A 6,870-nucleotide genomic window follows, 5' to 3' on the forward strand; every position below is an offset into this window, starting at 1 on the left:
GCCTTCTGGTGGTGGGCATCAACCCGGCTCGCCCATTCGATGGCCTGCACGAGCAGTTCATCGAATTCGTGGCCACCCTCGTCGAGCAGAAGGTGAACGGCCAGCACACCCTGCTCCAGATGCGCGAGAACGCCGACATCGAGCTGCAGCGATCACAGCAAGCCTTCAAGAGCCTCGCCGAGCACTCCGCCGACATCATTGCGCGCCTCGATCGAGATCTCCGATTGCTGTATCTCAGCCCCGCGGCCCGACCCTATCTGAGCGGCGTCTCTCCCGAGGGCTGCATCGGCCGCAGGCCAGACGAGATCGACTTCCCCCAAGGTCTCGGAACGCGCTGGATTCCCCTGATAAGGGAAGCATTCGAAACAGGGCAGGAGCAACGCGGCGATTTCAAGCTTCCCACAACGCCCGAACCGCGCTTCATCGAGATGCGCATCGTTCCGGAGAGCACCCCCGATGGAACGGTCGAGAGCGTGATGGCCAGCATGCGCGACATCACGGATCGAAAACGGGCGGAGAGAGCCTTCGAGCAGCATCGCATCAAGCTCGAACGACTGGTGAAGGAGCGTACGCGCCTGCTGCAGGACGCGGTGAACAGCCTCGAGACGTCGAACGTGAGCCTCGCTGAGGCGAAGCGCGCGGCCGAGATCGCCAATCTCGCCAAGAACGAGTTCCTCTCACGCATGAGCCACGAGCTGCGAACGCCGCTCAACGCGGTCATCGGATTCTCGCAGCTGCTGCTGGAGGGGGCCTGCACACCCGAAGAGGTGCCGACCTTCGCCACACACATCTTCAAAGCGGGTGAGCACCTGCTGCGCCTCATCGACGAGGTGCTCGACATCTCGCGCATCGAATCGGGACGGCTGCAGGTTCATCTTGAAGATGTCTCGCTGCGCGCGCTGCTCGACGACGTGATGCAGATGAGCCAACCGCTGGCCGCGCGTGCCGGCATCACCCTCGAAACCGTTGCGCAGGGCAGCTGTGAAAAGCGGGTCACGGCCGACGCGCAACGCCTCAAGCAGATTCTGCTCAACCTCATCTCGAACGCCGTGAAGTACAACACGCCGCACGGCCGCGTCTACCTCTACTGTCAGGAAAGCGATCATCAGACGCGTCTCTTCGTGCACGACACCGGCCCCGGCATCCCCCCCGAGGGGCAGCAGCAGCTGTTCCAGCCGTTCGAACGCCTCGGCGCTGAGGTCAGGCGAATCGAGGGAACGGGTCTGGGTCTCTGGCTCTCCAAAGCACTGGCAGAGGCCATGGGCGGCACGCTGGGCTTCCAGAGCCAGCCAGGCGAAGGCAGCCGGTTCTGGGTCGAGCTTCCCAACGCGGAACCCGCCCACGAGATGATCGCCGAGCAACCGTCACCGCACGCGACCCAATCGTCAGAGCAGCCGTCCCCGACCGACGTGGTGCTCTATGTCGAGAACAACGTACTCAGCGTTCTCCTCGTCGAGCAGATGTTGCGCAATCGACCCGACATCCGGCTTGTCGCGGCCATGCAGGGCAGCATCGCCCTCGAGCTGGCTTCGACCACCGACCTGAGCCTCATCGTAGTCGACCTCGACCTGCCCGACACGAGCGCCCTCGACGTTCTCGCAAAGCTGCGCGCATCGCACAGAACCGCAAACGTGCCGGTGCTCATCGTGACCACCGATCCGGACAGACACGGGTGCACGGCGCTGAAGGCGGCCGGTGCCTACGGGTTCGTGCAGAAGCCGTTCGATGTCAGAGCGTTCACTGCCGCAATCGATGCCGCCCTCGAGACGAGCACCCGGCAGCGCGCACGGCCGAGACCGACGGATTCTGGCTGATTTCACGGCCCAGTGACGAAATTTCAGAATCATTTCATCTGCCATCGATATCCTGCGCGCACGAACTGCTTTGGAGGATCTCGATGGATATTCGATCGCCCCACATCTCCCCTGGCCGATGCCGCGTCAGCACGACCTGCGCACCCATCCATCACGAAGGTCTCTCCGCCTCCAGCGACACGCCTCCGACCGATGGCGTCGCGTGGACGAGCGGGCCGCGACTTCCCGGAGCGAGTCGCGTCTCCGTCGTGAACCCATTCTCCATGTCCTCGACGGTGACTGCGCCGCCCCCCCACATCAACGCCCCGGTGCGCCACGAAGCAGCGGCTGAGGAGGCGTCCGCGACGCCCCTCGGAAACCGCCTGATGGGCATGCTCGCCCTGGGCTTGAGCGGAATCGGGGTCATCGGAGGCATCGCCACCCTGCCCACGCCAGCCATGGCGCAGACGGTGCAGAGCCAGGCGCTCGCTGAGACGCCGCAGACAACCGAGACCGACACGCGGATGCGCGACGCAAGACCCGTGCGTGCCCAGAGCATCGACGATGCGGTGCGCCGCTTCGACCGCAGCCACCAGCTGTACGTCGTGGGCAATCCGAAGCTCAACGGGACCCCACTGGTGAGCGACGACCTCGCGCGCTATCGCGAGGTGCTGCGCGAACATCCGAATGTTTATGTCGTCTTGATCGAACGCACCGATGACATCAAGGGCGACGACCTGCGCCTGAGCCGCGGAATCGGAAACAGCAGCGCATTCGAGAGCGTAGTGAATCCCCAGACCGGGGAACGCGACGGTGCCGTCTTCATGATCTACCACAACGTCGACGGCAATCCCAACGCACGCAAGATCTTCATGCGCGCCGAGTCGATGCTCGACCGCGTCGGCGTCGGCGAAGCCGCGTTTGCCGCCCCCGACGGCACCCCCGGGCCCCTGCTGCAGCAGTTCGTCCACGCGTTCAAGGACGAAGGGAAAGACATCCCCGGCGCCCTCGAGACCGTGATGACCACCATGCAGTCACGGGTCGATGCCGATATTCGCCAGACGCACGAAGCCGCCACGCGAGAGGCGCAGGCCGCACGCGATGCTGCCGACCGCGCCAGCACCGTGCGCCACGAGATCGCCGCCGCGGTTGCGCTGGCCGTCATCGCCACGGGTGTCGTGGCCAACCGCCGCGCCAGCGCCGCGGGTGCCAAAGCGCAGAAAGAGCTCGACGCGGCGGTGGCTGAGATCGGGGTGCGCTCGAACGAGCTGATGGATCTGCTCAACACGGCCGACGTGCACGAGGTGGCCGCCTACGAAGGCAAGACAAAGGAAGTGGCCGATCGCCTGCGCGAGAACGTGGTCGAAGCCCTCACCCTTGTGGGCGGCGCCCAGAAGTTCGTCGACGAGGCCAACCAGCTGGTGCACGCCAAAGGTGTCGGGGCGGTGCGCAACATGTTCACCACCGGGCGGTACAACGACGCGCTGGCGCTGCTCACCGACCCGAACCGCACCCTCTCGTTCTCGTTGCACGACGCGTCACGCGCGGTGATGGAGAAAGGATCGAAGGCCGACACGTGGCGCGAGCAGATCCTTGCCCAGGGAGACTCACGCGCGTTCCAGAAATCGCTGCGCGACGTGCTGCTCGCCATGGCCGACAGCCGTGACGCCGCACGCGCAAACCTGGCTGAGATCGAGTCGAAGAGCGCCGACATCAACGGCTATCTGCAGAAGATCGAGGGCGCGGCTGCAAAGGCCAGGAGCGACGCCGCTGCCCTGCAGCAGAAGGCTCCCGATGGTCTCTTCACAGCGCCGTCGGTCACCACCAACCTCATGCCCGCGGTACTCTCCTCCGCGGCCGAGGGAGGCCTGCTGGCCAAGGGCCAGAAGCTGGCCGCGCATAACTTCGTGACCGCATGGGATGACTGCGCCGTCCCCGCGGAGCGCATGACCGGCGATGCCGCCGCCATCGTGAGCACGGGCAGTCAGGCACGACAAGCGCTGCTGCCTGCGGTGACCAGCGCAGATGCCGCGCTGAACGCAAACGGTGTGAAGACCGACTGGGCCCACACGGCGCAGGAGTCGCTCAGCAACCGGCTCGACCAGCTCGCAAACAAGGCGTTACGCACAGGCGTGACTGACGACATCACCGCCCTGGGGAACGACGTGGCGGCATTGAAGACGCGTGTCGAGACCGCGGTTCGCCTCGATGGGGAGCGCCGAGAGGTCGTGCCCGGCGTCATCACCGCAGCAGAGAACGACATCGAGGCCGGACGAACTGCGCTCAGCAGCGCGCTGAAATCGGCGGGCGCATTCAAGAACGGCACGCCCGACCAGGTGCTGCGCGAGCCAGACCGCGACCCTTCCACGCGCACCTCGAAGGCGCGGGGCGACGTCGAAGCCGCAAAGGGCACCCTCGACGTGGGCGATGTCGACAAGACCGACGCCCTGCTCACCGACGCGCGCGAGCAGAGCGCCGACGCCCATCGCCTCGTGGCTGAATCGCGCGAGGCGGTGAGCGCGCACAGCGCCACCCTGCACGAGCGGGAGCAGCGCACCGGGGCGATTGATGTGAGCATTCCCACGACCTACACCCCAGCGCTGGGGCGCATCAAGAAGACCTACGCTGGCGACGTGCTGCGCAAGGTGGCCGCGGAGGTGGGCGCCGGCGATACCCTGGCCGACAGCATCGACCGATCGCTCGCGGCCGTGACTGAAGCGCGTCAGCACACCGCGAGCGCCGTGACGAACTTCGACCGCGCCTGGGTTCTTGGCTCGCGCGACGACCTGACCGCCGCCGACACATCGCTCCGGCAGGCGCAGGGGCTGCTCGAGGCCATCACACATGCGGAGAACGTGCTCACCGATCGACAGCGCGGCGTTGAGCAGGCGTCGAGCGAGCTGGGCGCACGATACGCTCAGACCCGCGCCAGCGCCGCCCAGTCGTTCGTGCGCGATCAGGCCCGCAGCCTGATGGAGCAGGCCGATACGGCGCTGCGCGGGGCGCAGGGCGCCGTGACCGCGCACGCGCGTGATCCGTATCTCGCGGAAGAGCGCATCGCAGTGGCCGAGAACCTGCGCCAGCAGGTCGAGAGCGCCATCGCGGCCGACGCCCGCGCCCTCGAGCAGGCCAACCTTGCCATCTCGAGCGCCGAAAGCAGCGTCATCAGCGCAACCGCCCAGGTCGGCGCAGCGGCCGGACAGTCGTGGTCGTGGTCGAACAGCTACGGCAGCGCACATGAGCAGGTGTCCGGCCTCGACCTCGCGGGGGCGTACACCGCCCTCGCCGCCGCCGGCGCAACGCTGGCACGGGCCCGAGGCGAGGTTGGCGCGCAGCAGTACGAAGCCGCCGAAGCCTCAGCGGAGAACGCATCGGCGGAGGCGACGCAGGCCGCAACGGCCGCCGCGTTCGCGGTGTCGTCTGCACGCAGCCGCTTCGACGCTGAGGTGCGTCAACTCGAGAGGCTCGAGGCCGAGGCGCGGCGCGCCGAAGAGGAGAGACGGGCCGCCGAGGCACGCCGTGAAGAAGAGGCGCGTCAGGCGAGCAGCAGCTCGAGCAGCGGCGGAAGCTTCAGCGGTGGTGGCGGTTCGGGATCGCGCGGCGGTGATTTCTGAACGACGTCGCGAGCGCCGGCAGAGGCGCAAAAAAACATCGCTGGCCTGAGAAAAACCCGTTTTTTTCAGAAACCGTTCAACCCCTGACACTACACTACCCCTGGCTGTGACGATTCCCCCGAGAAATCCCCATAAAAAACAAGAGACAGAAAGAGGAACAGTGACCATGAGCATCATCGGCAGAGCGTTCAATCTGGTGAAGGCCAAGAGCAACGAGTGGCTCCACGGAGCAGAGAAGAGCAACGCCGGCGCGCGCGCGCAGCAGGCCGCCGACCAGATCCAGCAGGACACCGCCGAGTTCACCAACGGCGTTGCGCAGGCCATCGCCCAGCTCGAGCGGGTGAAGGACCAGAAGGGCGCCGCCGACGCCGATGCCGCCAAGTGGCACGCCGCCGCGGTGAAGTTCAACCAGACCGGTGACAAGGCCGCGGCCCGCCAGGCCCTCGAGCGCGAGATTCTCGCCAAGAACCTCTCGGCCCAGCTGCAGCAGCAGATCGACGCCCAGCAGACCCGCATCGACACCCTCCGCGCCAAGGCGCAAGACCTTCAGAGCCAGGCGCGGGAGGCCCAGAACTCGGCCGAGGCCATCAAGGCGCGCGAGCAGGTGGTTGGCGCTGAGGAGAAGATCAAGGGCACCGACCCGAGCAGCTCCCTCAACCAGCTCAAGCAGGCGCAGGACGACGTGACCGCCCGCGAGCGCGCCAACGATGCCGTGAGCCAGATCAATGGCGATGACCTCGACGCCAAGGCCAAGAAGCTCGAGCGCGACAACCAGCTCGACAGCGCCATGTCCCAGCTCGAGGCCGAGAGCAAGGGCAGCGCTCCGGCAGCCGCTCCGGGTGCCGCCGCCGAGTCCTGGAACATCGCCCGCTGAGCACAGATGATCACGATACGCGGAACGGTAGACCCGACCACGTATCGCGGGGCCTTCCGTCCGGCACGTCTGCACGTGCCAGGCGGATCGGCCCCTGTTCTCATGGGCTCCGCTGTACCCACCTCAACAGAATCGATCTCTGATTCGGTGAAATCCTCCGGCGCCATCGGCGCGCTCGTGGGAGCTGCGGCAGGACGTGGACTCGTGGTCGCAGGCGGAGCCAGCGCCGGAGCCGTGCTCGCACGATTGGCTGCCCAGGCCCTCCCCTCCCCGTTTGGCGTGGGACTCTGCGCCATCGCCGAGATCGGAGCCGGATTTGCCGCGGGAATGACCGCCGGCGTCATCTTCGAGCGCAAGACGCGCACGGGTCGCGTGATCGGTGGACTTGCAGGCGCTTGCGCCGGAATCACTATGGGGGCAGCACTGGCTGCGACCGGCTGGCACCCCTCACCGGCACTGGCACGAGCAACCAGAAGCTTCTCGCTGACCGCGCTGCCGCCGAAGCTGGCCGACCCATCGCATATCGGCACCCCCACGTTGCGTCACGACCGCAACGCGAAGGCAGCCCTGCGCGCCGCTCTCCCCGGTG

At 66.7% G+C, this 6,870-nt stretch carries 4 protein-coding genes; all 4 read left to right on the top strand.

Features of this window, described 5'->3' with window-relative positions; translation table 11 throughout:
* Nucleotides 1–1,814 (top strand): PAS domain-containing sensor histidine kinase (locus EB084_16790; GenBank protein ID NDD29914.1); only part of this gene is annotated, 1,814 nt, incomplete at its 5' end.
* Nucleotides 1,815–1,897: 83 nt separating this feature from the next.
* On the top strand, nt 1,898–5,407 hold the full coding sequence (locus EB084_16795) for a hypothetical protein (protein ID NDD29915.1): 3,510 nt from the start codon (nt 1,898–1,900) through the stop codon (nt 5,405–5,407).
* Between the two features lie 166 nt (nt 5,408–5,573).
* A complete protein-coding gene (locus EB084_16800) occupies nt 5,574–6,281 on the top strand; it encodes a hypothetical protein (protein NDD29916.1) in 708 nt (235 codons plus the stop codon).
* A 6-nt stretch (nt 6,282–6,287) separates the two neighbouring features.
* A partial coding sequence (locus tag EB084_16805) for a hypothetical protein (protein NDD29917.1) occupies nt 6,288–6,870 on the top strand: 583 nt, incomplete at its 3' end.

This window comes from Pseudomonadota bacterium, assembly GCA_010028905.1.
GTDB lineage: Bacteria > Vulcanimicrobiota > Xenobia > RGZZ01 > RGZZ01 > RGZZ01.

Bases quoted from the DNA above. Each gene is read 5' to 3' on its own strand.
- EB084_16795 (NDD29915.1), top strand. From the start codon at position 1,898: ATGGATATTCGATCGCCCCACATCTCCCCTGGCCGATGCCGCGTCAGC.
- EB084_16800 (NDD29916.1), top strand. From the start codon at position 5,574: ATGAGCATCATCGGCAGAGCGTTCAATCTGGTGAAGGCCAAGAGCAAC.